At 60.3% G+C, this 23907-nt stretch carries 18 protein-coding genes; 8 read left to right on the forward strand and 10 right to left on the reverse strand.

Annotation, left to right across the window (positions count from 1 at the left end):
- The first annotated feature begins 263 nt into the window (after window positions 1-263).
- The 3 genes from katB to radA are packed head-to-tail and all read left to right on the forward strand — an operon-like array spanning window position 264 to window position 3823.
- Window positions 264-1805, forward strand: a complete 1542-nt coding sequence (katB, locus tag ACGSLL_RS22290) for a catalase KatB (protein WP_394507954.1) — start codon at window positions 264-266, stop codon at window positions 1803-1805.
- A 59-nt stretch (window positions 1806-1864) separates the two neighbouring features.
- A complete protein-coding gene (locus ACGSLL_RS22295) occupies window positions 1865-2410 on the forward strand; it encodes an ankyrin repeat domain-containing protein (RefSeq protein WP_394507955.1) in 546 nt (181 codons plus the stop codon).
- 45 nt (window positions 2411-2455) lie between these two features.
- Complete coding sequence (gene radA / locus ACGSLL_RS22300; protein ID WP_095181861.1) at window positions 2456-3823, forward strand: DNA repair protein RadA; 1368 nt, start codon at window positions 2456-2458, stop codon at window positions 3821-3823.
- Window positions 3824-3942: 119 nt separating this feature from the next.
- Here the strand turns inward: radA and ACGSLL_RS22305 are convergent, their stop codons facing one another.
- Window positions 3943-4311, reverse strand: coding sequence for a PilZ domain-containing protein (locus tag ACGSLL_RS22305; protein ID WP_394507956.1), 369 nt, complete (start codon window positions 4309-4311; stop codon window positions 3943-3945).
- Window positions 4312-4472: 161 nt separating this feature from the next.
- On the opposite strand from ACGSLL_RS22305, the gene ACGSLL_RS22310 reads away from it, so the two are divergent.
- The 3 genes from ACGSLL_RS22310 to yjiA all read left to right on the forward strand — a co-directional run bounded on the left by ACGSLL_RS22310 (window position 4473) and on the right by yjiA (window position 7885).
- The gene (locus tag ACGSLL_RS22310) at window positions 4473-6539 is read left to right on the forward strand and encodes a carbon starvation CstA family protein (protein WP_394507957.1); all 2067 of its coding nucleotides are present in this window, start codon (window positions 4473-4475) and stop codon (window positions 6537-6539) included.
- 15 nt (window positions 6540-6554) lie between these two features.
- Window positions 6555-6752, forward strand: a complete 198-nt coding sequence (locus ACGSLL_RS22315; RefSeq protein ID WP_003228401.1) for a YbdD/YjiX family protein — start codon at window positions 6555-6557, stop codon at window positions 6750-6752.
- Window positions 6753-6913: 161 nt separating this feature from the next.
- Complete coding sequence (yjiA, locus tag ACGSLL_RS22320; protein WP_394507958.1) at window positions 6914-7885, forward strand: GTPase; 972 nt, start codon at window positions 6914-6916, stop codon at window positions 7883-7885.
- A gap of 53 nt (window positions 7886-7938) precedes the next feature.
- Here the strand turns inward: yjiA and ACGSLL_RS22325 are convergent, their stop codons facing one another.
- From ACGSLL_RS22325 to morA, 5 genes are all read right to left on the reverse strand, one after another.
- Window positions 7939-8649, reverse strand: a complete 711-nt coding sequence (locus ACGSLL_RS22325) for a GntR family transcriptional regulator (protein ID WP_394507959.1) — start codon at window positions 8647-8649, stop codon at window positions 7939-7941.
- Window positions 8650-8670: 21 nt separating this feature from the next.
- Complete coding sequence (locus tag ACGSLL_RS22330; RefSeq protein WP_394507960.1) at window positions 8671-9375, reverse strand: FadR/GntR family transcriptional regulator; 705 nt, start codon at window positions 9373-9375, stop codon at window positions 8671-8673.
- 48 nt (window positions 9376-9423) lie between these two features.
- Window positions 9424-10737, reverse strand: a complete 1314-nt coding sequence (locus tag ACGSLL_RS22335) for a C4-dicarboxylate transporter DctA (protein ID WP_394507961.1) — start codon at window positions 10735-10737, stop codon at window positions 9424-9426.
- A gap of 278 nt (window positions 10738-11015) precedes the next feature.
- The gene (gene glyA / locus ACGSLL_RS22340; RefSeq protein ID WP_090286474.1) at window positions 11016-12269 is read right to left on the reverse strand and encodes a serine hydroxymethyltransferase; all 1254 of its coding nucleotides are present in this window, start codon (window positions 12267-12269) and stop codon (window positions 11016-11018) included.
- A 346-nt stretch (window positions 12270-12615) separates the two neighbouring features.
- Window positions 12616-16464, reverse strand: a complete 3849-nt coding sequence (morA, locus tag ACGSLL_RS22345) for a cyclic di-GMP receptor MorA (RefSeq protein ID WP_394507962.1) — start codon at window positions 16462-16464, stop codon at window positions 12616-12618.
- Between the two features lie 287 nt (window positions 16465-16751).
- Between morA and ettA the strand changes: the two genes are divergently transcribed.
- Entirely contained in the window at window positions 16752-18416 is a 1665-nt protein-coding gene (gene ettA, locus ACGSLL_RS22350) for an energy-dependent translational throttle protein EttA (RefSeq protein WP_003228391.1), read from the forward strand.
- A 349-nt stretch (window positions 18417-18765) separates the two neighbouring features.
- Window positions 18766-20103 carry an NADP-specific glutamate dehydrogenase gene (gdhA, locus tag ACGSLL_RS22355; RefSeq protein ID WP_394507963.1) on the forward strand — a complete coding sequence of 446 codons (1338 nt, stop codon included), beginning with the start codon at window positions 18766-18768 and terminating at the stop codon, window positions 20101-20103.
- Here gdhA and ACGSLL_RS22360 read toward each other — a convergent pair.
- From ACGSLL_RS22360 to ACGSLL_RS22375, 4 genes are all read right to left on the reverse strand, one after another.
- Window positions 20100-20594, reverse strand: coding sequence for a GreA/GreB family elongation factor (locus ACGSLL_RS22360; protein WP_394507964.1), 495 nt, complete (start codon window positions 20592-20594; stop codon window positions 20100-20102). The two genes, gdhA and ACGSLL_RS22360, sit on opposite strands and share 4 nt — an antisense overlap.
- Window positions 20595-20663: 69 nt before the next feature.
- Complete coding sequence (locus tag ACGSLL_RS22365) at window positions 20664-21020, reverse strand: hypothetical protein (protein ID WP_394507965.1); 357 nt, start codon at window positions 21018-21020, stop codon at window positions 20664-20666.
- A 217-nt stretch (window positions 21021-21237) separates the two neighbouring features.
- Window positions 21238-23091: an Lnb N-terminal periplasmic domain-containing protein gene (locus tag ACGSLL_RS22370; RefSeq protein ID WP_394507966.1), complete on the reverse strand. Its 1854-nt coding sequence runs from the start codon at window positions 23089-23091 to the stop codon at window positions 21238-21240.
- Window positions 23092-23187: 96 nt separating this feature from the next.
- Window positions 23188-23676 (reverse strand): DUF3015 domain-containing protein, encoded by a 489-nt coding sequence (locus ACGSLL_RS22375; RefSeq protein ID WP_007909797.1) that lies wholly within the window; start codon window positions 23674-23676, stop codon window positions 23188-23190.
- Between the last annotated feature and the right edge of the window lie 231 nt (window positions 23677-23907).

Below are 23907 nucleotides of genomic sequence, written 5' to 3' on the forward strand. Positions count from 1 at the left end.
TTTGGTGAAGGCAGTGTAAATCAGCGAAACGCGTCCTGCGCGAAACACCTTCTTACAATCCCCGTTTTTATCGACACATCAATAGACGATTAGTTTGCAAAGTGCCAGCAATCGCGCGCGAAATAGCGCGTAACTCGCTGACCGGAAAGCCAATTTTCTCAATCATGGCGTTACGTTCTTTCTATTTATGTTCACCGCCGCAGGCCTCTAGCCTTGGGATGGCGCACCTGGATGCGCCGCAAAAACAACCAGAGGATCCTGATATGACTTCCGCATTTGGACTGGGGGCTTTTCCCCGTCGCCGCACGCTTGGTGTACTGACCGCCGGCCTGCTGAGTTTCTCCGTGAATGCAGCACCACTGACTCGCGATAACGGCGCGGCCGTCGGCGATAATCAGAACTCGCAGACGGCCGGCGCCACCGGCCCGGTACTGCTGCAGGACGTACAACTCATTCAGAAACTGCAACGTTTCGATCGCGAGCGCATTCCCGAGCGTGTGGTTCACGCCCGCGGTACCGGTGCTCACGGCACATTCACGGTGAGCAACGACCTCAGCGACCTGAGCAAGGCCAAGGTGTTTGCCGCGGGCCAGACCACACCAGTCTTCGTGCGCTTCTCGGCAGTGGTTCACGGTAATCACTCGCCGGAAACCCTGCGTGACCCGCGCGGCTTCGCCACCAAGTTCTACACCGCTGATGGCAACTGGGATCTGGTGGGCAACAACTTCCCGACCTTCTTCATTCGCGACGCGATCAAATTCCCCGACATGGTCCACGCGTTCAAGCCTGATCCGCGAACCAACCTCGACGATGACTCGCGCCGGTTCGACTTCTTCTCGCATGTACCGGAAGCCACGCGTACGCTGACCGAGTTGTATTCCAACGCGGGCACTCCGGCCAGTTATCGGGAAATGGACGGTAATGGTGTACACGCTTATAAGTTGATCAACGCCAAAGGTGAAGTTCACTACGTCAAGTTTCACTGGAAGAGCCTGCAAGGGCTCAATAACCTGACGCCAAAACAAGTCGCCAAAGTTCAGGGTCAGGATTACAGCCACATGACCAATGATCTGGTGAGCAACATCAATAAGGGTAACTTCCCGAAGTGGGACTTGTACGTTCAAGTTCTGAAACCGCAGGATTTGTCCAAGTTTGATTTTGATCCATTGGATGCCACCAAGATCTGGCCGGGTATTGCAGAGCGGAAAGTTGGACAAATGGTCTTGAACCGTAATCCGGCGAATGTCTTTCAAGAAACCGAACAAGTAGCCATGGCGCCGGCGAATGTGGTTCCGGGTATCGAACCCTCCGAAGACCGGTTATTGCAGGGCCGAGTGTTCTCCTATGCCGATACACAAATGTATCGCCTGGGTGCCAATGCGCTGCAATTGCCCATCAACGCGCCGAAAGTTGCGGTGAACAATGGCAATCAGGACGGTGCGATGAACGTTGGTGCCAGCAACAGCGGGGTGAATTACCAGCCTAGCCGTCTGCAACCGCGTGAAGAGACGTCGAGCGCGCGTTACAGCCAACTGGCGCTGTCGGGCAGCACTCAGCAGGCGAAGATCCAGCGCGAGCAGAACTTCAAGCAGGCCGGCGATCTGTATCGCTCGTTCAGCAAGAAAGAGCGTCGCGACCTGATCGACAGCTTCGGTGGCTCGCTGGCCACCACCGACGATGAAAGCAAGCACATCATCCTGTCGTTCCTGTACAAGGCCGATCCGGAATACGGCACCGGCGTGACGGAAGTTGCCAAGGGTGACTTGAGCCGGGTCAAGACCCTGGCGGCGAAACTGGTCGACTGACAGTGCGATAACACCAGCGGGGCCTGCATCAGGCCCCGTTCCGTTGAAGGAGACTGCTGATGCGAACCTGTCTTTTCCTATTGGCCGCGTGCCTGTCGCTCACCGCATGGTCGGCACCGATAGAACAGAGTCCCGAGGCGATCCAGGCACAATTGCGCGATTACTATTTCGACGCGGCGCGGCGCGGTGATGTGCCGATGCTCGAGACGTTCATCGAATCGGGCTATTCCCTCGATACCCGGGACAGCAAGGGATACACCGCGCTGATCCTCGCCGCTTATCACGGTCAGGCGCCTGCCGTGGAGCGCTTGCTTGCGGCCGGCGCCGACGCCTGCGCCCAGGATCAGCGCGGCAATACGGCGCTGATGGGCGCGATTTTCAAAGGCGAAGTGCAGATCGCCCGGCGCCTGATGGCCACTGACTGCAGCCCCGATCAACGCAACGGCGCCGGGCAGACGGCGGCGATGTATGCCGGGTTGTTCAAGCGTCTGGAACTGCTCGATGCGCTGAAAGCCAAGGGTGCCGACCTGAATGCCGAAGACCCGCTGGGCAACAGCGCCGCACGTCTGGCCAGCGGCGAAATCCGTAATCCGGCGCCGCGCTGATCGCGGGCCTGTAGGTTATCATCGCGGTTTTTGTCGGGGATTCTGATGGCCAAGGCCAAGCGCATGTACGGCTGCACCGAGTGCGGCGCAACCTTTCCCAAGTGGGCCGGCCAGTGCGGTGAATGCGGCGCCTGGAACACGCTGACCGAAACCATGATCGAGAGCGGCGGCGCCACGGCACCCACCGGGCGCACCGGTTGGGCCGGGCAACAAGCGCAGATCAAGACCCTGGCCGAAGTCAGCATCGAAGAAATCCCGCGTTTTTCTACAGCCTCCGGTGAACTCGATCGCGTGCTCGGCGGCGGCCTGGTCGACGGTTCGGTGGTGCTGATCGGCGGTGATCCGGGCATCGGCAAGTCGACGATTCTGCTGCAAACCCTGTGCAACCTCGCCAAGAGCATGCCGGCGCTGTACGTCACCGGCGAAGAGTCCCAGCAGCAAGTGGCCATGCGCGCTCGCCGCCTCGGCTTGCCGCAGGACCAATTGCGGGTGATGACCGAAACCTGCATCGAAACCATCATCGCCACCGCCCGCCAGGAAAAACCCAAGGTGATGGTGATCGACTCGATCCAGACGATTTTCACCGAACAACTGCAATCGGCACCCGGCGGCGTTTCCCAGGTGCGCGAAAGTGCGGCGCTGCTGGTGCGTTACGCCAAGCAGAGCGGTACGGCGATTTTCCTGGTCGGCCACGTCACCAAGGAGGGCGCACTGGCTGGCCCGCGCGTGCTTGAGCACATGGTCGATACCGTGCTGTATTTCGAAGGCGAGTCCGATGGGCGCTTGCGCTTGCTGCGCGCGGTAAAGAACCGTTTTGGCGCGGTCAACGAGCTGGGCGTGTTCGGCATGACCGACAAGGGTTTGAAGGAAGTCTCCAACCCTTCGGCGATTTTCCTCACGCGCGCCCAGGAAGAAGTCCCCGGCAGCGTGGTCATGGCGACGTGGGAGGGCACCCGGCCGATGCTGGTGGAAGTGCAGGCGCTGGTCGATGACAGCCATCTGGCCAATCCGCGTCGAGTGACGCTGGGGCTGGATCAGAACCGCCTGGCGATGTTACTCGCGGTTCTGCACCGCCACGGCGGGATTCCGACCCACGATCAGGACGTTTTTCTCAATGTGGTCGGCGGGGTCAAGGTGCTGGAAACCGCTTCCGATCTGGCACTCATGGCGGCGGTCATGTCGAGCTTGCGCAATCGGCCGTTGCCGCATGATCTGTTGGTGTTCGGCGAGGTCGGCCTGTCCGGCGAAGTGCGCCCGGTGCCGAGCGGGCAGGAGCGCTTGAAGGAAGCGGCCAAGCATGGTTTCAAACGCGCGATCGTGCCCAAGGGCAATGCGCCGAAGGAATCGCCGGCAGGCTTGCAGATTATTGCTGTTACCCGCCTCGAACAGGCTCTCGACGCATTGTTTGAGTGAACTGCGAACCTGTGGGAGCGAGCCTGCTCGCGAAGGGGCCGTGTCAGTCGGCATCATTGTTCAATGACACACCGTCTTCGCGAGCAGGCTCGCTCCCACAGGAGGATTTGTAGTGATGGCTAGATTTCGATCAGGGCGCCCAATTCGCGCTCAAGCTCGGCCGCGTCCGCCAGATTCAGCTCGATCAACCGCCGCAAGCGCTGGATCGACTCCAGGCTGATATGTCGACAAATGAACCCCAAATGGCCGTTTTCCTCATGGGCCAATTGCACGTCCATCTCAATGTCGACGTCTTCGCTCAGATGAATGTCGACGAAAAAATCCTTTTCCCGATCACCGAGCCACGGCTCCGGCCGTTCGACCAGCAAACCCTTGAGTGACAGGTCGATCAGTTTGACCTGCCAGATGTACTCGCCCTGACTCAGCTCGGTTCTGGCATCGAACGCAATACGTTTGAAGCGACGACGGTTGTCTGAAGGCTCGTTCATGGGGCAATCCTCCGAAGGTTCGCTGACTATAGACCCGCCTTGTCCGAGCGTGCCAGCGCGACAGGGCTCAGATAGACCTATGTCGGGGTATGGCCTTTGGCACCGTTAGCGCTAAACTCGGGGTGGCTGTCTTTCTTGTCCACCCTGGCTGGAATAAAAAAATGAAAAATAATAATAGCCTGCTACGCCACTTACCCTGGCTAGTGCTGGCAATCGTAGGAGCGTGCGCCCTGGGCGTAGTGGCATTGCGCCGCGGCGAGGCGATCAACGCCTTGTGGATCGTGGTCGCTGCCGTGGCCATTTATCTGGTTGCGTACCGTTACTACAGTCTGTTCATCGCCAACAACGTGATGCAACTCGACGCGCGACGGGCCACCCCCGCCGTGCTCAACAACGACGGTCTGGACTATGTGCCGACCAACAAACACATTCTTTTCGGTCACCACTTCGCGGCCATCGCTGGCGCGGGGCCGCTGGTCGGCCCGGTATTGGCAGCGCAGATGGGCTACCTGCCCGGTACGCTCTGGCTGATTGCCGGTGTGGTGCTGGCGGGCGCGGTGCAGGACTTCATGGTCCTGTTCATGTCGACCCGACGCAACGGCCGTTCCCTGGGCGACATGGTCCGCGAAGAAATGGGCCGGATTCCCGGAACCATCGCGCTGTTCGGCTGCTTCCTGATCATGATCATCATCCTTGCGGTGCTGGCGCTGATCGTGGTCAAGGCCCTGGCGGAAAGCCCGTGGGGCATCTTCACCGTGATGGCGACCATCCCGATCGCGATGTTCATGGGCATCTACATGCGCTACATCCGCCCGGGCCGCATCGGCGAGATCTCCGTAGTCGGCGTATTGCTGCTGCTCGGTTCGATCTGGCTCGGTGGGCAGATTGCTGCCGATCCGGTCTGGGCCAAAGCCTTCACCTTCACCGGCGTGCAGATTACCTGGATGCTGGTCGGTTACGGTTTTGTCGCCGCGTCGCTGCCGGTCTGGCTGATTCTCGCGCCGCGTGACTACCTGTCGACCTTCCTCAAGATCGGTACCATCGTCGCGCTGGCGATCGGTATTCTGGTGACCATGCCCGAGCTGAAAATGCCGGCACTGACCCAGTTCGTCGACGGCACCGGGCCGGTGTGGAAGGGCGGTCTGTTCCCGTTCCTGTTCATCACCATCGCCTGCGGTGCGGTATCGGGTTTCCACGCGCTGATCTCCTCGGGCACCACGCCCAAGCTGCTGGATAACGAAACCAACGCCCGCTATATCGGTTACGGCGGCATGCTGATGGAATCGTTCGTAGCGATCATGGCCATGGTTGCCGCTTCGGTGATCGAGCCGGGCGTGTACTTCGCCATGAACAGCCCGGCCGCCGTGGTGGGCAGTGATGCTGCGTCAGTGGCGCAGATGGTCACCAGCTGGGGCTTTGCGATCACGCCTGAAGCGTTGCAAGCGGTTGCCCATGACATCGGTGAAACCACCATTCTGGCCCGTGCCGGCGGCGCGCCGACCCTGGCGGTGGGTATTGCGCAGATCCTGCACAGTGTCCTGCCGGGTGAAAACACCATGGCGTTCTGGTACCACTTCGCGATCCTGTTCGAAGCGCTGTTCATTCTGACCGCAGTCGACGCCGGTACCCGTGCCGGTCGTTTCATGCTGCAGGACCTGCTCGGCTCGTTCGTTCCGGCGCTGAAACGCACCGAATCGTGGGGCGCCAACCTGATCGCCACCGCCGGCTGTGTGGCGATGTGGGGCTGGTTGCTGTATCAGGGCGTGGTCGATCCACTGGGCGGCATCAACACCCTGTGGCCACTGTTCGGCATCTCCAACCAGATGCTCGCCGGTATTGCGCTGATGCTCGGCACCGTGGTCCTGATCAAGATGAAGCGCCAGCGCTACATCTGGGTCACCCTGCTGCCTGCTACCTGGCTGTTGATCTGCACCACGACCGCAGGCTTCATCAAGCTGTTCGACGCCAACCCGGCGATCGGCTTTCTGTCGCTGGCCAAGAAGTACAGCGATGCGCTGGCCAATGGTCAGGTGCTGGCACCGGCAAAAAGCGTCGAGCAGATGCAGCATGTGATCTTCAACGCCTACACCAACGCCACACTCACCGCGCTGTTCCTGTTCGTGGTGTTCAGCATCCTGTTCTATGCACTCAAGGTCGGCATCGCCGCCTGGGGCAAAAAAGAGCGTACGGATAAAGAATCGCCATTCCAGGCCCTGCCGGATGCGTAACCAGAGGATTGCAGCATGTTCAATGACCTGAGTCGCCTCGGTAAATACCTCGGTCAGGCCGCACGCCTGATGGTCGGCATGCCCGACTACGACACCTACGTCGAGCATATGCAAACCAAACACCCGGACAAACCGGTGATGAGCTACGAGATGTTCTTTCGCGAACGTCAGGAGGCGCGTTACGGTGGCAAGGGTGGGCCGAAGTGCTGTTGAGCTGACAGCCAGAGGCCAGTGCTAACCCTGTGGGAGCGAGCCTGCTCGCGAATACGGAGTGTCAGTTGATGAATAGTTGACTGGCACACCGCTTTCGCGAGCAGGCTCGCTCCCACAGTTGTTTTTGTGTTGTTCATTCATTTTGTGAAGGAGATCGAGTTTTGTCCTCTCCCATTCCGGTCACGGTACTCAGCGGTTTCCTCGGCGCTGGCAAGACCACTTTGCTGCGCCATTTATTGAAAGCCGAGCACGGCCTGAAAATCGCCGTGATCGAAAACGAATTCAGCGACGCCGGCATCGACACGCAGTTGCTCGGCGACGAGCCAGTGCAAGTCATGACCCTGGCCAACGGCTGCGTCTGCTGCACCATTCACACCGACCTGACCAAGGCGCTGTACCTGCTGCTCGAACGGCTGGACAGCGGCGAGATCGCCTTTGATCGTCTGGTCATCGAGTGCACCGGCCTTGCCGATCCAGCCCCGGTAGCGCAGACCTTTTTCATCGATGAAGAGCTGCGCGAGCGTTACCTGCTCGACGGCATCATCACCCTGGTCGATGCCGCGCATGCCAACGTGCATCTGAGCCAGACCATCGCCCAGGCGCAGATCGGTTTCGCCGACCGCCTGCTGGTGAGCAAAACCGATCTGGTCGACGAAGCCACCTTCACCGCGCTGAGCGAGCGGCTGACGCGGATCAACCGCCGTGCGCCAGTCCGCGTGGTCGAGCATGGCAACATTGATCTGGCGGAACTGCTGGATGTGCGCGGCTTTAACCTGAACGCCGATCTCGGCGGCGGCTTGAGCCTGCGTCCGGTGGGCAAGGCGCCTTCGATCGATCGGATTTCCAGCCTGGTGCTACGCACCGATCAGCCGCTGGATATCGATCAGCTCAGCGAGTTCATGAACGAACTGCTGGAGGAACACGGCAAGCAATTGTTGCGTTACAAAGGTGTGTTGAACATCGCCGGCGAGGATCGGCGGCTGGTGTTTCAGGGGGTGCTGAAACTTTACGGTTTCGACTGGGACACTGAATGGGCCGAGGGTGAGAAGCGCGAAAGTGTGATGGTGTTTATTGCCGATGATTTGCCCCAGGAGAAGATTCGGGCGGGGTTTGCCAGGGTAGCTTCTGCCTGATGATTTTTCGGTGTCAGAGCTGACGTCATCGCGGGCTTGCCCGCGATGACGATTTAACTCACAACACAATGTTGAAAGGTTGTCCCCAGCAGTGTCTGCTCAAGATGATCCAGATGCCGATTCATCAGCATCCCGGCCTTGGAAGCATCACCTCGCTCCACAACTTCAACCAACGCCAAATGCTCTTGCGATGCGCAACAGCTTCGCGTCGAACATTGATTTCGCGCAATGGCCAACGACGTCAACGGCACCAGACTGCGCAGAAAATGCGTCAGCGGCACATTCCCCGCCATCCGTGCCAACTGCAAATGAAACTCCCCCGACAACCGAATCGCCGCCCCGCGCCGATCCTGCTCGATGGCGCGCTTCCCGCGCTCTATCAACGTGCGCAAGCATTCCAAATCGTCTGGCTGCGGACTCTGACAGGCCAATCTGACCAGCGTGTTCTCAGCCAGCCGTCGCGCATGCAAGGTCTGCCGGATCAGATCCCGATCAGGCGCGGCCACTCGCGGTCGATGATTGGCGCGCAATACTACGATCTGCTCATGGGACAACTGCGTCAGCACCCGTCGTACATCAGCGCGGCCGGCGCTGAACATCGCCTGCAGGCTGTCCTCGGTAAAACGGCTGGCCGGCGTGATTCGCTGCTCCAGAATCGCCTCGAGCAGGCGCGGGTACAGATCGTTCACCGCGCCGCGCAGGCGAGTGAAGGGCAGTGGGGCGCCTGCAGAGTGAGCGTGCGGCGTTGCGGCGACACTGTTCATGGCCGGTCTCCAAAAAGTAATTCAGTTAGGCAGGTTGTCTTCCGGGATATTCAGCTCGACGCCCATGCGCTGGCCTTCTCGCAGAATGTGCCGACGCATTTCGGCGCTGGCCTGCGCGCTGTTCTTGCTGCGGATCGCGCGAACCACCGCTTCGTTTTCTTCCAGACGTTCGGCCAGGTGCTCGGGAGAATTGCGCAGCACTTCGGCGCTTTGCTTGAGCGCGTTGCTGGTCTGCTGTACGACACTTTGGAAAATCGGGTTCGAGGTCAGGGTGAACAGTTCCTCGTGGAAAGCGATATAGGCGCTGACCCCGGCTTCGCTGTCGCCCGCTTCGAGGGCTTCGCGCATGTCCATCAGGGTCAGGCGCAACTGCCCGACTTCCTTGCTGCTGATCGATTGCGCGACGAGGCCGACAATGAACGGCTCGAGGGTGTAGCGCAGTTGCAGCACGTCTTCGAGGCTGGCACCGGCGACGGCACTGTCGTGGTTCGGGTTGTCGCTCAGTTGCGCGTCGAGCACCACCACACCTTTGCCCGGCATTGAACGCACCAGACCAAGGGTTTCCAGAACGATCACCGCTTCGCGCAGGCTCGGCCGGCTGATGCCCAATTGTTCGGCCAGTTCACGCTGGCCCGGCAGCATTTCACCGCAGCGCCACTGACCGCGGGCCAGTGCCGCGCGGAGCTTTTCCACCACTGAGTTGACGACGGTTGAAGTTGTAATCACGTATTGGCTCCTGCGCCGTGCCTGCCGAGCAGCAGGCACGGCGATCGATCAAAATTCTTTGGCCGCCGCCTGGGCGACGGTTTTTCTCGGCTGGAAGTCATAGCCCTGTTCGCCGTTGAGCACCTTGTTGGCCCGTTGCACGTCGATGTCCCTTTCCCAGCGGGCGATGGCGACGGTGGCGACGCAGTTGCCGATCAGGTTGGTCAGCGCGCGGCCGATGCCCATGAACCAGTCCACCGCGAGCACCAGCACCAGACCGACCACCGGGATCGCCGGAATAGCGGTCAGCGTTGCCGCCAGAATCACCAGCGCCGAACCGGGAATGCCGTGGGCGCCTTTGGAAGTGATCAGCGACACCAGCAGAATCGTCAGCAGGTCGGTCATCGCCAGCGGTGTACCCGTGGCGTTGGCGATGAACACGATGGCCAGCGTCAGATAAATCGAAAAACCGTCGAGGTTGAACGAGTACCCGGTCGGAATCACCAGCCCGACGGTGGAACTGCCGATGCCCAGGTGTTCAAGCTTGCGCATGATCTGCGGCAGCACGGCGTCGGAGGAGGCGGTGCCCATGACAATCAGCAATTCTTCGCGCAGGTACTTGAGCAGCGGCCACATGCGCAGGCCGGAAGCACGCATCACCAGACCAAGAATCACGCTGACAAACGCGATGCAGGTCAGATAAAACAGGCCGACCAGGCTGCCCAGATGCTGCAGCGAATCCAGGCCATATTTGCTGGTAGTGAAGGCGATGGCGCCAAACACGCCGATCGGTGCCAGGCGCACGATCATGCCCATGATGCGGAAGATCACATGGCTCAGTTCGTTGATCAGCCGCGAAATCCCCGACGCCGCTTCGCCGACCAGATTCAACGCGCTGCCGAACAGCACCGAGAACAGCAGCACTTGCAGAATGTTGTTGTCGGCGAAGGCACCGATCACCGAGGTCGGGATCAGGTCCATCAGAAATTGCGTGGTGGTGTGCATGTGCTGCCCGCGTTCGGCGAGGTCGCCCATGTCAGCGCGGGACAGTTGCTCCAGATGAATATTCGCGCCGCTGCCGATGCCGGTGCTGAAGGCGAACACCAGGCCGATCACCAGAGCGATAGTGGTCAGCACTTCGAAGTAGATCACCGACTTGAGGCCGATGCGCCCGACCTTCTTCAGATCGCCCGCGCCACTGATGCCGCTGACCACCACGCAAAACACGATCAGGCCGATGAGCATCTTGATCAGTTTGATGAAACCGTCGCCGAGCGGTTTGAGCTGGGCCGAGTATTCAGGGAGGGGCAGCCCGCAGACGATGCCGAGCATCAGTCCGAGAACCACTTGGAGGAAGATTGAACGCGAGCACCATCTGAGCATGGGAGGAATCCTGGGTCGGTGTCCTGGCTGCCGCACGCTTGGCGCATCGGATTCAGGACTTAATTATTGTGGTCTTACCGGTATGTCCAGTGCAGGCGCAGTCTAGGCGCTGTTTTTTACTGATCGCAAGTTAAAAATGACGAATTGGCATGACCGGTCTGACCAGTTGTGCGGCAAGCCCCATGCTTGAGCGGTTCATGCGTTTGAAAAAATACGGGCGAAAAAAAACCGGCCAATCACATGGCCGGTTTTTCCTGCTGCGGGTTTGACGTCGCGATTTACGCGCCGTATACCGGCAGTTTCTTGCAGATGGCTTTGACTTTTTCACGCACGGCGTCGATCACCGCTTCGTTGTTCAGGTCTGCCAGGATGTCGCAGATCCAGCCGGCCAGCTCTTTGCACTCAGCCTCTTTGAAGCCGCGAGTGGTCACTGCCGGAGTACCGAAACGCAGACCGGAGGTGACGAACGGCGAACGTGGGTCGTTAGGCACGGAGTTCTTGTTCACGGTGATGAACGCTTTGCCCAGAGCGGCGTCGGCGTCTTTACCGGAGATTTCCTGCTTGATCAGCGACAGCAGGAACAGGTGGTTTTCAGTACCGCCCGAAACCACGTCGAAACCGCGCTCGATGAATACGCTGGCCATGGCCTGGGCGTTTTTCACCACTTGTTGCTGGTAGACCTTGAACTCAGGCTGCAGCGCTTCCTTGAAGCAGATCGCCTTGGCAGCGATCACGTGCTCCAGTGGGCCACCCTGGGCGCCCGGGAAAACGGCAGAGTTGAGCTTCTTCTCGATGTCGGCGTTGGCGCGCGCCAGGATCAGACCGCCACGTGGACCGCGCAGGGTCTTGTGCGTGGTGGTGGTGACGACGTCAGCGAACGGCACCGGGTTCGGGTAGACGCCAGCGGCGACCAGACCGGCCACGTGGGCCATGTCGACGAACAGATAGGCGCCGACTTTGTCGGCGATGGCGCGGAAGCGTGGGAAGTCGAGGATCTGCGAGTAGGCAGAGAAACCGGCCACGATCATTTTCGGCTTGTGCTCGACCGCCAGGCGCTCGACTTCGTCGTAGTCGATCAGGCCGTTGGCGTCGATGCCGTACTGCACGGCGTTGTACAGCTTGCCCGAGGAGGAAACGCTGGCGCCGTGGGTCAGGTGACCGCCGTGGGCCAGGCTCATGCCCAGAATGGTGTCACCCGCCGACAGCAGGGCCAGGTAGACCGCGGCGTTGGCTTGGGAACCGGCGTGCGGTTGAACGTTGGCGTAATCGGCGCCGAACAGTTCCTTGGCACGGTCGATGGCCAGTTGCTCGACCACGTCGACGTATTCGCAACCACCGTAGTAGCGCTTGCCCGGGTAGCCTTCGGCGTACTTGTTGGTCAGGACCGAGCCTTGAGCTTCCATCACCGCTGGGCTGGTGTAGTTTTCCGAAGCGATCAGCTCAATGTGTTCTTCCTGACGCTGAGCTTCTTGCTCCATGGCGGCAAAAAGGTCGGCGTCGTACTTGGCAATAGTCAAATCACGGCTGAACATGGCGGTCCTCAAGGATCGGGGGGGCAGAAAAGGGGGGCATTCTAACCCAACCGCTTTTGGATGGCATATGAAACGGCATCATGTCGCAGACAAGTGGCGTTCATGACAGATGTGCGGCGCTTTTGCCGGCCCCATCGCGAGCAGGCTCACTTCTACAGGGGGAGTGGACTTGATCGTTCCCACGCTCTGCGTGGGAATGCAGCCCGTGACGCTCCGCGTCACTTGCCGAAGCGGACGCAGAGCGTCCAGTGAGGCATTCCCACGCGGAGCGTGGGAACGATCAATACTGATCCATTGCCAATCCCTGTGGGAGCTGGCTTGCCAGCGATGGCCGCGCCTCAGGACCTCAGTCGAACATGAACAGCGCGTCATTGCTGAACTGCGCCTCGAACCGTCCCGCCGGCATCGGCCGGCCGAACAGGTAGCCCTGCACTTCGTCGCAACCGTGCTCGCGCAGGAAGTCCAGTTGCTCGTGGGTTTCCACGCCCTCGGCGATCACCGCCAGGTTCAGGCTGTGGGCCATGGCGATGATCGCCCGGGCGATTTGCGCGTCCTGCTCGCCGGAGGGCAGGCCATCGACGAAGGTGCGGTCGATCTTCAGCACGTCGATCGGGAATTGCTTGAGGTAATTCAGCGATGAATAACCGGTGCCGAAGTCATCGACCGCGATGCTCAGACCGAGGTTCTTCAGACCGGCAAGAATCTGCATCGCCTCGCTGACCTCGCGCATCAGGATACTTTCGGTCAGTTCCAGTTCCAGACACGCCGGCGGCAGGCCGGTTTCGCGCAGGATCGTGGCGATGCGCGTGCCGAGCTGGCCATCGGAGAATTGCCGCGCCGAGATGTTCACCGAAACCTTTGGCACGCGCACGCGTTGCTGGTGCCAGGTTTTCAACTGGCGGCAGGCTTCGCTGATCACCCAGTCGCCCACATCGACCACCAGCCCGAGCTCTTCCAGTACCGGAATGAAATCCCCCGGCGGCACCAGCCCGCGACGCGGATGGCGCCAGCGCAACAGCGCCTCGGCGCCGGTCAGGCGTTTGCCGTCGCCGCTGAACTGCGGCTGGTAATACAGGACGAATTCGTTCTGCTCCAGGGCGTGACGCAAGTCGCTTTCCAGCTCCAGACGCTCCAGCGCACTGGCGTTCATGTCAGCCTGATAGAACTGGAAGTTGTTCTTGCCGCGCTCCTTGGCGTGGTACATCGCCGTGTCGGCGTTCTTCATCAACTGGCTGAGCTCGTTGCCGTCCTGCGGACTGAGGGCGATGCCGATACTCGCGGTGACAAAGAACTCGCGCCCTTCGAGGACGAACGGCCGCACCAGACTGCCAAGGATCTGCTCGGCGACGTGAATTGCCCGGTTCAAGGCCAGTTCGCGGCTGGAACGATGCTGCAACAGCAGGGTGAATTCATCGCCGCCCATGCGCGCCACGGTGTCGTCTTCACCGACGCAGGCCAGCAGGCGCGTGGCCATGTCCTTGAGCATGCGATCGCCAGCGGCGTGGCCGAGGGAGTCATTGATGGGTTTGAACCGGTCCAGATCAAGAAACATCAGCACCACCCACGACTTCTGCCGTTCGGCCGCTTGCAGCGCGGTGTGCAGGCGATCCTGGAACAGCGTGCGGTTGGGCAGGTGGGTCAGGGCGTCGTAGTAGGCGAGGCGGTGAATGCGCTGTTCGCTGGCCTTGCGCTCGCTGATGTCGCTGAAGAAACACACGTAGCTGGCCAGATCACCCTCGTCGTCGAGCACTGCGGTAATCCCGACCCACGCCGGATAATGCTCGCCGTTACGGCGTTTCATCCAGACTTCGCCTTCCCAGGTGCTGTGCTCATGCAGCTGTTTGAGCACGTAGCGCAGGTGCGCGTCTTGCTGCTCGTCGACGGTGAGCATGTTCGGCAATTGGTCGAGCACTTCGCCCACCGCGTAGCCACTGACGCGGCTGAACGCTTCGTTGGCCTGGACGATGTAGCCGGCCGGGTCGGTGATCAGGATCGCCGAGGTCGAGTGCTCGAAGACCGTGGCGGCCATGCGCAGGTCTTTTTCGGCGCGGCGCTGCTGGCTGATGTCGCGGCCGACGCCCAGCACGCCTTCGAAGGCGCCATGCTCGTCCCAGACCAGCACCAGGCGCAGTTCGATCGGGATCTTGCGGCCATCGGCGCGCAGGCAGTCGAACAGGAACAGTTGCGTCTGTACCTGATTGCGCAGCAGGGCCAGTTGTTCGGGTTTGTCCAGAGCTTTGCTGACACGATCCATGAGCGTGTAGATGCCGCTCAATTGCTGCGGGTTGGCGATGGTCGATTGCCAGCCATTCTGGAAAATCCACTCGGCGTTGTAACCCAGCACCGCTTGCACCGACGGGCTGACGTAGTTCAGCGAGAGCTTGCTGTCGGTGGAGAAAATCACGTCGCTGATGCTTTCGGCGAGCATTCGGTAACGCTGCTCGCTGTCGCGCAGGGATTCGCTGGCCTCGATCTGCTCGGTGATGTCCTTGGCCACGCCGATGATCCGCGTGACCTGATCGTGTTTGTCCCGCGCCAGTGCCTGTTCGCGAATGTCGAAACGCCGCCATTTGCCGTCGCGATGGCGGAAGCGCAGCTGGCATTGCAGCAACTGGCTGTAACCGGCGTGGCGCTGTAACTGCCGCGAGCGATGGTAGTAGTCGGCATCTTCCGGGTGCAGGAGGATTTCCCAGAAGTATTCGCCCATCTGGTGCAGTTCACTGCGGCTGTAGCCCAGCGTCTGGCCGAGGTGGTGGTTGCTGAAAATCATCCGCTGGCTGATCACGTCCTGCACATACAGATGATCCGGCACGGTGCGCACCACGTCCGACCAGAAACCCTCGCGCTCGAGCAACGACAGTTCGATCAGCTTGCGGCTGGTGATGTCGTTGATGCTGAGGATCACCGCTTTGTAGTCGTCTTGCTCGTTGGGCAGGCGCAGCACCATCCACAGATGTTGGTCGCGACCGTTGCCGTCCGGCAGTTTGATTTCCAGTTCCAGTTGATCCTGTTGCATCAAGACCGCATCGAGAATTTGCTGGCCGATGACGCAGTGCTGATGCGGTTGGCCGGCGATCAGCAGTTGCCAGGCGTCTTCGCAGGAATGGACGTTGAGCAGTTGCAGTGCGACCTGATTGACCTCGGTGACACGCAGTTCCTGAAGCAATTGCTGGCGTTGCTGCGGCTGATCGAGCCAGGCCTTGAGCTGGTCGCTGCTCTGGATCTGCGCGTTGTCGAACGCCTGCTTGAGCCCCGACAGATCGAGTACGCACAGCGCCACCCCGGTGCCTTCGAAGATGTCCTGATAGCGCCGGCGCCCTTCATGCAACTGGCGCTGGCGCCGACGCATGTTCAGCAGCGCGATCACCGGCAACATCGAAAACGCCAGGCCCAGCAGGCATTTGCCGATGAACGCCGGCAACAACTCTTCGAGCACCCGCTGGCGGTCGAACAGCCCGCGCAACTGCCAGTCGCTGCTGCTCAGCGGCACGGTTAGCACGGTGTTGGCCAGGTCGTCCGGGGTCAGTACGCCGGGTTTGGTCGACGGCTGGGCTTTGTCGCGGCTGATGATCTGATGGTTGATGCGATTTTCCACCAGCCACAGCGGACGCAGGCCGGCTTCACCCTGTTTGGTCAGTGAATCGAAAAACGTCGGGGTCAGGCGCAGCGCCCAGTAGCCGCGGGTGCTGCCGCTGGCCTGGTGCAACAACAGGTGCACCACCGAGCCATCGTCGGCGTTGCTGAAATAATGCGCCTGGGCACGGCTGCGCCGGACCAGTTCGGTGAGGTAGTCGGCGTCTTCGCTGTTCGCGGCGCTGTCGCTGATGATCCGCCCGGACGGGCTGAGCAAGGCCATGCTGCGCAGATCGGGCAGCGATTGCTGAAGCTTGCGCAACAGCGCCTGCTGTTCGTCGGCTGATTGCGGTTGTTCGACGATCGGTAGCAGATTGAGGGCGATTTGCGCGTTCAGCGCCATGTTCAGGCTGACCTGCGCGGCGAGGTCGGCGGTGTAGTCGATGGTGTACTGGCGCTGGTTTTTCTGGGTTTCACGCAGTTGATCGAGCAGTTGCCAGAACAGCAGCGCCAGCAATAAAAGCACGAGCGTCGCCAGCGCACCCTTCAATGTGCCGCGCAGGGACGAGCCGGGCGCCGCTGGGGTGCTGCTCACAGAAGCTGGCGGAGTGACGTTGGACAAGCTGTGATCCTGCGGTTTGGCTGGACTGGCGCGACGTGCACTATAAGCCGGACGCCCAAAGGGCGGCTAGCATGCCTTGACTCGTGGCGAAGTGCCAGCCCCTCGCGGCTGGACTGCCTGTGAGCATTCAGGTAGCTTTGCCGGTTAGACCGGGGGCGTTCCAGCCCCTACAATCAGACTTTTTCCAGCGCGCACGCATTGATCGCGATCACGTGAACGACGCGCACAGTCTGGCCAGGCATCGCCTGCGCTCCAATCATTCATCTGTCACTGACCCAAGGTTCTCCATGGCTCAATACGTCTTCACCATGCATCGGCTGGGCAAAGTTGTTCCGCCGAAGCGGGAAATCCTCAAAAACATTTCGCTGTCCTTCTTCCCCGGCGCCAAGATCGGCGTGCTCGGCCTCAACGGTTCGGGTAAGTCCACGCTGCTGAAAATCATGGCCGGCGTCGACACCGAGTTCGAAGGCGAAGCGCGTCCGATGCCGGACCTGAACATCGGTTACCTGCCGCAAGAGCCGCAACTCGATCCGACCAAGACCGTGCGTGAAGTGGTCGAAGAAGCGGTGAGCGTGATCAAGGATGCGCAAGCGCGTCTGGACGAGGTCTACGCCGCTTACGCCGATCCGGATGCCGATTTCGACAAACTGGCCGCCGAGCAGGCCAAGCTTGAAGCGATCCTGCAGGCCAGCGATGGTCATAACCTGGAGCGCCAACTGGAAGTCGCCGCCGATGCGCTGCGTCTGCCAGCCTGGGATGCGAAAGTAGAACATCTGTCCGGTGGTGAAAAGCGTCGTGTGGCCCTGTGTCGTCTGCTGCTGTCGGCGCCGGACATGCTGCTGCTCGACGAACCGACCAACCACCTGGATGCCGATTCCGTGGCCTGGCTGGAGCATTTCCTCCACGACTTCCCGGGCACTGTGGTTGCGATCACGCACGACCGTTACTTCCTCGACAACGTCGCCGGCTGGATTCTCGAACTCGACCGCGGCGCGGGCATTCCTTACGAGGGCAACTATTCGGGTTGGCTCGAAGCCAAGTCCGATCGTCTGGCCGCTGAATCCAAGCAGCAGTCGGCCCACGAAAAAGCCATGAAGGAAGAACTGGAGTGGGTGCGCAAAGGCGCGAAAGCCCGCCAGTCGAAATCCAAGGCCCGTCTGCAACGCTTCGAAGAAATGCAGTCGCAGGAATTCCAGAAGCGCAGCGAAACCAACGAGATCTATATCCCGGCCGGTCCGCGCCTGGGCGACAAGGTCATCGAATTCAAGAACGTCACCAAGGGCTACGGCGATCGCGTGCTGATCGACAACCTGTCGTTCTCGATGCCCAAGGGCGCCATCGTCGGCGTGATCGGTGGTAACGGTGCCGGTAAGTCGACCCTGTTCCGCATGCTGATGGGCAAGGAAACCCCGGATTCCGGCACCATCGAAGTCGGCGAAACCGTGCAACTGGCCTGCGTTGATCAGAGCCGCGAAGACCTGGACGGCAGCAAGACCGTGTTCCAGCAGATCTCCGACGGTTCCGACCAGATCCGCATCGGCAACTACGAGATTCCGTCGCGTACCTACGTCGGTCGCTTCAACTTCAAGGGCGGCGACCAGCAGAAGTTCGTCAAGGACCTGTCCGGTGGTGAGCGCGGTCGCCTGCACCTGGCGCTGACCCTGAAGGAGGGCGGCAACGTCCTGCTGCTCGACGAACCGTCCAACGACCTCGACGTGGAAACCCTGCGTTCGCTGGAAGAAGCGCTGCTGGACTTCCCGGGCGCCGCCATTGTGATCTCTCACGATCGCTGGTTCCTTGACCGTGTCGCCACACACATCCTGGCGTACGAAGACGACTCGCAAGCGGTGTTCTTCGAAGGCAACTACACCGAGTACGAAGCCGATCGTAAAAAGCGCCTCGGTGAAGCCGCGGCCCAGCCACATCGGGTACGCCACAAGAAACTGGCCTGATTCGGCTGGTTGCATGACAAAGCGGAGCCTTCGGGCTCCGTTTTTTTTGCCTGGGTTTTTCCTGATAAACCGAGTTGCGGCTTTCGCGAGCAGGCTCGCTCCCACAGGGGTAACGCATTCCAAATGTGGGAGCGAGCCTGCTCGCGAAGATGGTGTAACTGTTGGTGCAAGTTTTGAATCTGTGCTCCCCACTCAGGTGCAAAAATGGATCAAAAAACCCTTGGATTTATATCCTGCGCACCATTTAATTTCATAACTGCGACATTTTGCTCTGTTCCTGTGCGCAATCGGTTTGTTACAGTCCGGCCCAATCTCCTCCAACGACAATAAATTTGCCGAGACTTTTCCCATGACCGAATCCGTCGAATCCTTCCTCGCACGCCTGAAAAAACGCGACCCCGATCAACCGGAATTCCACCAGGCTGTCGAAGAAGTGCTGCGCAGTCTGTGGCCCTTTCTCGAAGCCAACCCGCGTTACCTGACTTCGGGGATTCTGGAGCGCATCTGCGAGCCGGAGCGTGCGGTGGTGTTTCGCGTATCGTGGGTCGACGATCAGGGCAAGGTTCAGGTCAATCGCGGTTTCCGCATCCAGATGAACAGCGCCATCGGCCCGTACAAGGGCGGTCTGCGTTTCCATCCATCGGTGAACATGGGCGTGCTGAAATTCCTCGCCTTCGAACAGACCTTCAAGAACTCGTTGACGTCGTTGCCGATGGGCGGTGGCAAGGGCGGTTCGGACTTCGATCCAAAGGGCAAAAGCGATGCCGAGGTCATGCGCTTCTGTCAGGCATTCATGAGCGAGTTGTATCGCCACATCGGTGCGGATGTGGACGTGCCGGCCGGCGATATTGGCGTGGGTGCGCGGGAGATCGGTTTTCTGTTCGGTCAGTACAAACGCTTGAGCAACCAGTTCGCCAGCGTCCTGACCGGCAAAGGCATGACGTACGGCGGCAGCCTGATTCGCCCGGAGGCCACCGGTTTCGGTTGCGTGTACTTCGCCGAAGAAATGCTCAAGCGCCGCGGGCAAGGTGTCGAGGGCAAGCGCGTGGCGATCTCCGGCTCCGGCAACGTCGCCCAGTACGCGGCGCGCAAAGTGATGGATCTGGGCGGCAAGGTGATTTCCTTGTCCGACTCCGAGGGCACGCTGTTCTGCGAGGCGGGCCTGAGCGAAGAACAATGGCAGGCGCTGCTGGAATTGAAAAACGTCAAACGCGGGCGCATCAGCGAACTGGCGGCTGTGTTCGGTCTGGAGTTCCGCGCCGGTCAGTTGCCGTGGTCGCTGCCGTGCGACATCGCGCTGCCCTGCGCCACGCAAAACGAACTCGACGCCGAAGCGGCGCGCACGCTGCTGCGTAATGGCTGTGCGTGCGTGGCCGAGGGCGCGAACATGCCGACCACGCTGGAGGCTGTGGATATCTTTATCGAGGCGGGCATTCTGTTCGCCCCGGGGAAGGCTTCGAATGCGGGGGGTGTGGCCGTAAGCGGTCTCGAGATGTCGCAGAACGCCATGCGCTTGCTGTGGACGGCCGGAGAGGTGGACAGCAAGCTGCACGCGATCATGCAATCGATCCACCACGCTTGCGTGCATTACGGCGAGGAGAACGGCCAGGTCAATTACGTCAAAGGCGCGAACATCGCCGGCTTCGTCAAAGTCGCCGATGCGATGTTGGCGCAGGGCGTGGTTTAAGCCGGTTCGATGCGGATCACTTCGATCATCTGATCACCGGCGGGGCGCTGCCACAGCACCTCGTCGTTGAGCCGTGCGCCCAGCAGCGCTCGGCCCAGCGGCGAGGCCCAATTGATCAGCCCCTGACTCGCATCGGCCTGATCTTCGCCGACCAGTTGCACGCGGTGTTCGGTGTCGTGCTCGTCGGCATAGGTCACCCAGCTACCGATCTGCACTTTGTCGGTGGACATCGCGGCGACAGCCACTTGCGCGCTGCTCAGGCGTTGATTGAAGTAACGCAGATCCCTTTGCAGATCCGCCAGACGCTGCTTGTCGGCCTGTTCACCCTTGGCCGATTGTTCGGCATGCAGGGTTTGCAGCTCGGCGACTTTCGCCTGCAACTGCGCCAGACCTTGCGGCGTCACGTAATTGGGCTGTGTGCTGACTTGCCGCTCGACTGGCTGATCGGCCTGTGCGGCGGCGTTGTCCTCGTTGACGAATGCGCGACTCATGGTGTCCTCCTCTAAAGGATTTGGGCCATGTTCGCCGGCATTTGGTTTCACTGGATGTCTGCAAGCGACCTATTGCGAGCGATAGGCCCGCCCAGCGTCCTGGTCTTTCTGTTGCTGCCAGGCGCGCTCGCGTTCATCCCAATGTTCGTTGCGATAGTCTTCGCGGCTCTTGTTTTCCAGCATCGCCTGACACTGGCGGAAACCGTCGGTCCAGCCATCGGCGTACTGCCTGTCCTTGAGATAGCGCGGCACGTTCTTGCGAAACTCGCCGCTGATCGAACCGGCGGCTTGCCGGCCGCTGACGCAACCGTCATCGAACCCGTCGGCGAAGGCCGGCGGATAACCCTTGGCAATCAGATCCTCATGGGTCGACTGACAACCGCCCAGCACCAGCAACACGCCCAGCAAACCCGCACACCGCCACATTGCACTCTCCCGCGCCGATACTCGGCTCATAGGGAAAGTCTAGAAGGGGATTTGTCGGGCGTTGGTCAAAGGCATGTGAGTAATTCATTAACCAGTGGAGATCCTTGTGGGAGCGAGCCGGCTCGCGAAGGCGGTGTGTCAGACGACTTGATTGCGACTGACTCCCCGCTTTCGCGAGCAGGCTCGCTCCCACAATGGTTTTGTGAAGAGTTCGGGATCAGTAGTGATACCACTTCACTTCGAGCATGACTTCGGTTTCCGGTGTAGCGAGATGGCTGAATTCACGCTGCGCACTCAAGCGCAAACCTAGATTGCGCGACAGCTCCCACTGCTGATTGAGGCTCAGACTGCGGCGCACTTCGCCGTTGAAGAAGTAATCGCCCTTGGCTTCGAGACTGAGGTTGCCCAGCGGGTTTTTCCACAGCACACCGGTATTGAAACCGCCGGCCGGGGACACGAACTCGGCGAAGTCATTGTTGTGCTCCACGCGCACGGTGCCGAGTGCAAAGCCCAGCACATCCTCACCCAACTGCCACGTGCCACCGCCGCCACCGTTGACGTGGCTGACCAGCGTCTCGTCGTCATGCTTGCCCGGCACCCGCTCAAGGCCACCGGTAACTTGCCATGACAATGGCTGCAGCAGCTCATTGCGCGGTGTCAGCGAGCGAATCGTTGCCAGGTCCAGTTGCTGCAATTGCCAGTCATTGCCTTCGTACTGGCGTAGCTTCAGTTGCAGGATCTCGATCTGCGCACCGAGCGGAAAGCTTTCGGCGTTGTCATTGAGATCGTGGTAGGCCATGCGCAAACCGTATTCGCCGAATGCGCGATCGCCGCGCGTGCCGAGGCCGGCCTGCCAGGTACGGGACTCGTGGCCATCTTCGGGCAGGCCCGGTTGCGGGATGTTCAGCTCCGGAGCCGGATTCTTGTTGATCGCCCGCAGCAGTTCGAAACTGCGCTGTGCCCTTTGCGGATCACGTTCCTGACCGTTGGCGCGGTAGCGCTCCAGGCGATAGGCCGCATCGACGATCAGCGCCTGACGGTCGCGCGGCAGCGCCTTGAATGTCGGCTCTTGCAACACCTGTTGATCGGCACTGACTTTCAGTACCCATTGCTGTTCGTCATCGCTCAGCGGTTCGGCGCGGCTGAGTAATTCGCGCTCGCGGGACGGGCGGTATTCGATGTGCTCGACCAGCCCGGCTTCCTTCACCGCTTTTACGGTGTCGGTGGGGATGGCAGTCAGCGGGAATTGTTCGGTCAGGCGCAGGCTCGGCCGCGCGACTTGCAGCAACTCGAGCAAGCGATAGGAGCAGTTTTCGTCGAAGAAGAAATAGTCGAATTGGATCTGCTTGAGCTCCCAGACATGCTCGACCATGCGTGCGGTTTCTTCCTGCGTCAGGTTCAACCGGTATTCCCACAGATCGCGGTTCTCGAGGCTGCGGTATTCAGAGAGTTTTTCCTGATACGGCACCAGCGCGAACAGCCCCGGATAGCCGCCCATCAAGCCTTTCCAAGCGTAGAGAATGCTGTTGTCGGAGCCTTCGATGTAGGCGCCGAAGTTGATCGCGTAGCTGAGCAGCGAGGTCTTGTCGGCCTGCACGTCGGCCTGATCGATGCGCAACAGGGTGTGGCCGAACATTGACGACGGGCTGTTGAGGTAGGCGGCCGGGAAAATCATCACCGCACTGTGCGGCGAGACATCCTTGAACCACTGTTTGTACTCGGCGCACTCCGGCGTCGGCAGATCGTTGAGGTTGAGCTGGGCTTTCAGCCAGCGTGTGCGCGCCGGGTACACACACTGTGCGTGCTGCTCGCCAAGGCTGGCCGGCGCATACAGCGCCTGCACGGTCGCGGCCAGTTCACGGTCGGGGTGTTCGTTGCCATCGGGCGCGAGAAAGAACTTCTTGTCGCTGACATAGCTGCGCCAGCCGCCGAGCTTGGCAGTTTCGTAATGACCGAGGGAAATCCAGAAGCGGTCGTTGGCCAGTTGCTGCAAACGTTGAGGGTCGATGTGAGGCGCGGCGGACAGCGGGGCGCAGACACAGAGCGCCAGCCAGGCAAGGCGTTTGAGCATAGTCGGCAACTTGAACAGGAAAGAAATAAAAGACCCAAAGAGGGGCGGGCCAAAAAAACAAAACCCGCTTCCCGAAAGAAGCGGGTGGGGTCGAGCTTAAGCCTGAGTCGCGTACTTGGCCAGACGTGGGTCCGATTTCAGTACCGCCAGGGTGTTGGTATGCACGTCTTCTGCGGTCACGTCAGCCTTGCTGAAGATCTGCTGGAAGTGCTCGTGAGTGACAGCGGCAAAATGCGCGCGATCTTCTGGTGCCACGCCCAGTACCACAGCGTAAGTCGTCAGCGCTTCGCCGTTGCCTTTGGCCATGTCTTCGGACAGCTCGTTCATCATGCCATTCATGGCGAACCAGGATTTGCCGCCGTAGGTCAGCGACGCGTTGGTCGAGCAACCGTTGGTACCGGAGGTCATACCGAAGGTAGCGTTACCGGAAGTGCCGTTGGTGGTGGAAGCGAGGAAGTGAGCCGGGGTGCCACGCTGACCTTCGAACAGCATGTTGCCCCAACCGCAATCCGGGCCGCCTGGAGCTTGCGCCATTGCGTTGATGGATACAGCGGTGAAGAGAGTACCGAGAAGAATCCGTTTCATAGCTTTTTTCTCTTTATGTGCATACCAATGGACAGGGTTCTGACTTTCCGGTGCTGCGTGAAACAGCGCCGAATATAGCCAGTGGGCCAGTATTAGTTCCAGCCGCGCAGTTTGGAGTTTAGGCACGTTCCGAGGGTTCCGTGGTTTTTTACAAAATATTTGGAATAAACCCCGGTTTTACGAGGCGCGCCGCCGGGCTGTCCGGTTGTCTATGCTTTGTCATGTGGCGCG

This window comes from Pseudomonas retamae (genome assembly GCF_043496865.1).
GTDB lineage: Bacteria > Pseudomonadota > Gammaproteobacteria > Pseudomonadales > Pseudomonadaceae > Aquipseudomonas > Aquipseudomonas retamae.

Bases quoted from the DNA above. Each gene is read 5' to 3' on its own strand.
- katB (WP_394507954.1), top strand. From the start codon at position 264: ATGACTTCCGCATTTGGACTGGGGGCTTTTCCCCGTCGCCGCACGCTT.
- ACGSLL_RS22335 (WP_394507961.1), bottom strand. From the start codon at position 10,737: ATGCTCAGATGGTGCTCGCGTTCAATCTTCCTCCAAGTGGTTCTCGGA.
- glyA (WP_090286474.1), bottom strand. From the start codon at position 12,269: ATGTTCAGCCGTGATTTGACTATTGCCAAGTACGACGCCGACCTTTTT.
- ACGSLL_RS22370 (WP_394507966.1), bottom strand. From the start codon at position 23,091: ATGCTCAAACGCCTTGCCTGGCTGGCGCTCTGTGTCTGCGCCCCGCTG.
- radA (WP_095181861.1), top strand. From the start codon at position 2,456: ATGGCCAAGGCCAAGCGCATGTACGGCTGCACCGAGTGCGGCGCAACC.
- ACGSLL_RS22310 (WP_394507957.1), top strand. From the start codon at position 4,473: ATGAAAAATAATAATAGCCTGCTACGCCACTTACCCTGGCTAGTGCTG.
- ACGSLL_RS22315 (WP_003228401.1), top strand. From the start codon at position 6,555: ATGTTCAATGACCTGAGTCGCCTCGGTAAATACCTCGGTCAGGCCGCA.
- ACGSLL_RS22295 (WP_394507955.1), top strand. From the start codon at position 1,865: ATGCGAACCTGTCTTTTCCTATTGGCCGCGTGCCTGTCGCTCACCGCA.
- ACGSLL_RS22325 (WP_394507959.1), bottom strand. From the start codon at position 8,649: ATGAACAGTGTCGCCGCAACGCCGCACGCTCACTCTGCAGGCGCCCCA.
- ettA (WP_003228391.1), top strand. From the start codon at position 16,752: ATGGCTCAATACGTCTTCACCATGCATCGGCTGGGCAAAGTTGTTCCG.
- ACGSLL_RS22375 (WP_007909797.1), bottom strand. From the start codon at position 23,676: ATGAAACGGATTCTTCTCGGTACTCTCTTCACCGCTGTATCCATCAAC.
- ACGSLL_RS22360 (WP_394507964.1), bottom strand. From the start codon at position 20,594: ATGAGTCGCGCATTCGTCAACGAGGACAACGCCGCCGCACAGGCCGAT.
- gdhA (WP_394507963.1), top strand. From the start codon at position 18,766: ATGACCGAATCCGTCGAATCCTTCCTCGCACGCCTGAAAAAACGCGAC.
- ACGSLL_RS22365 (WP_394507965.1), bottom strand. From the start codon at position 21,020: ATGTGGCGGTGTGCGGGTTTGCTGGGCGTGTTGCTGGTGCTGGGCGGT.
- ACGSLL_RS22305 (WP_394507956.1), bottom strand. From the start codon at position 4,311: ATGAACGAGCCTTCAGACAACCGTCGTCGCTTCAAACGTATTGCGTTC.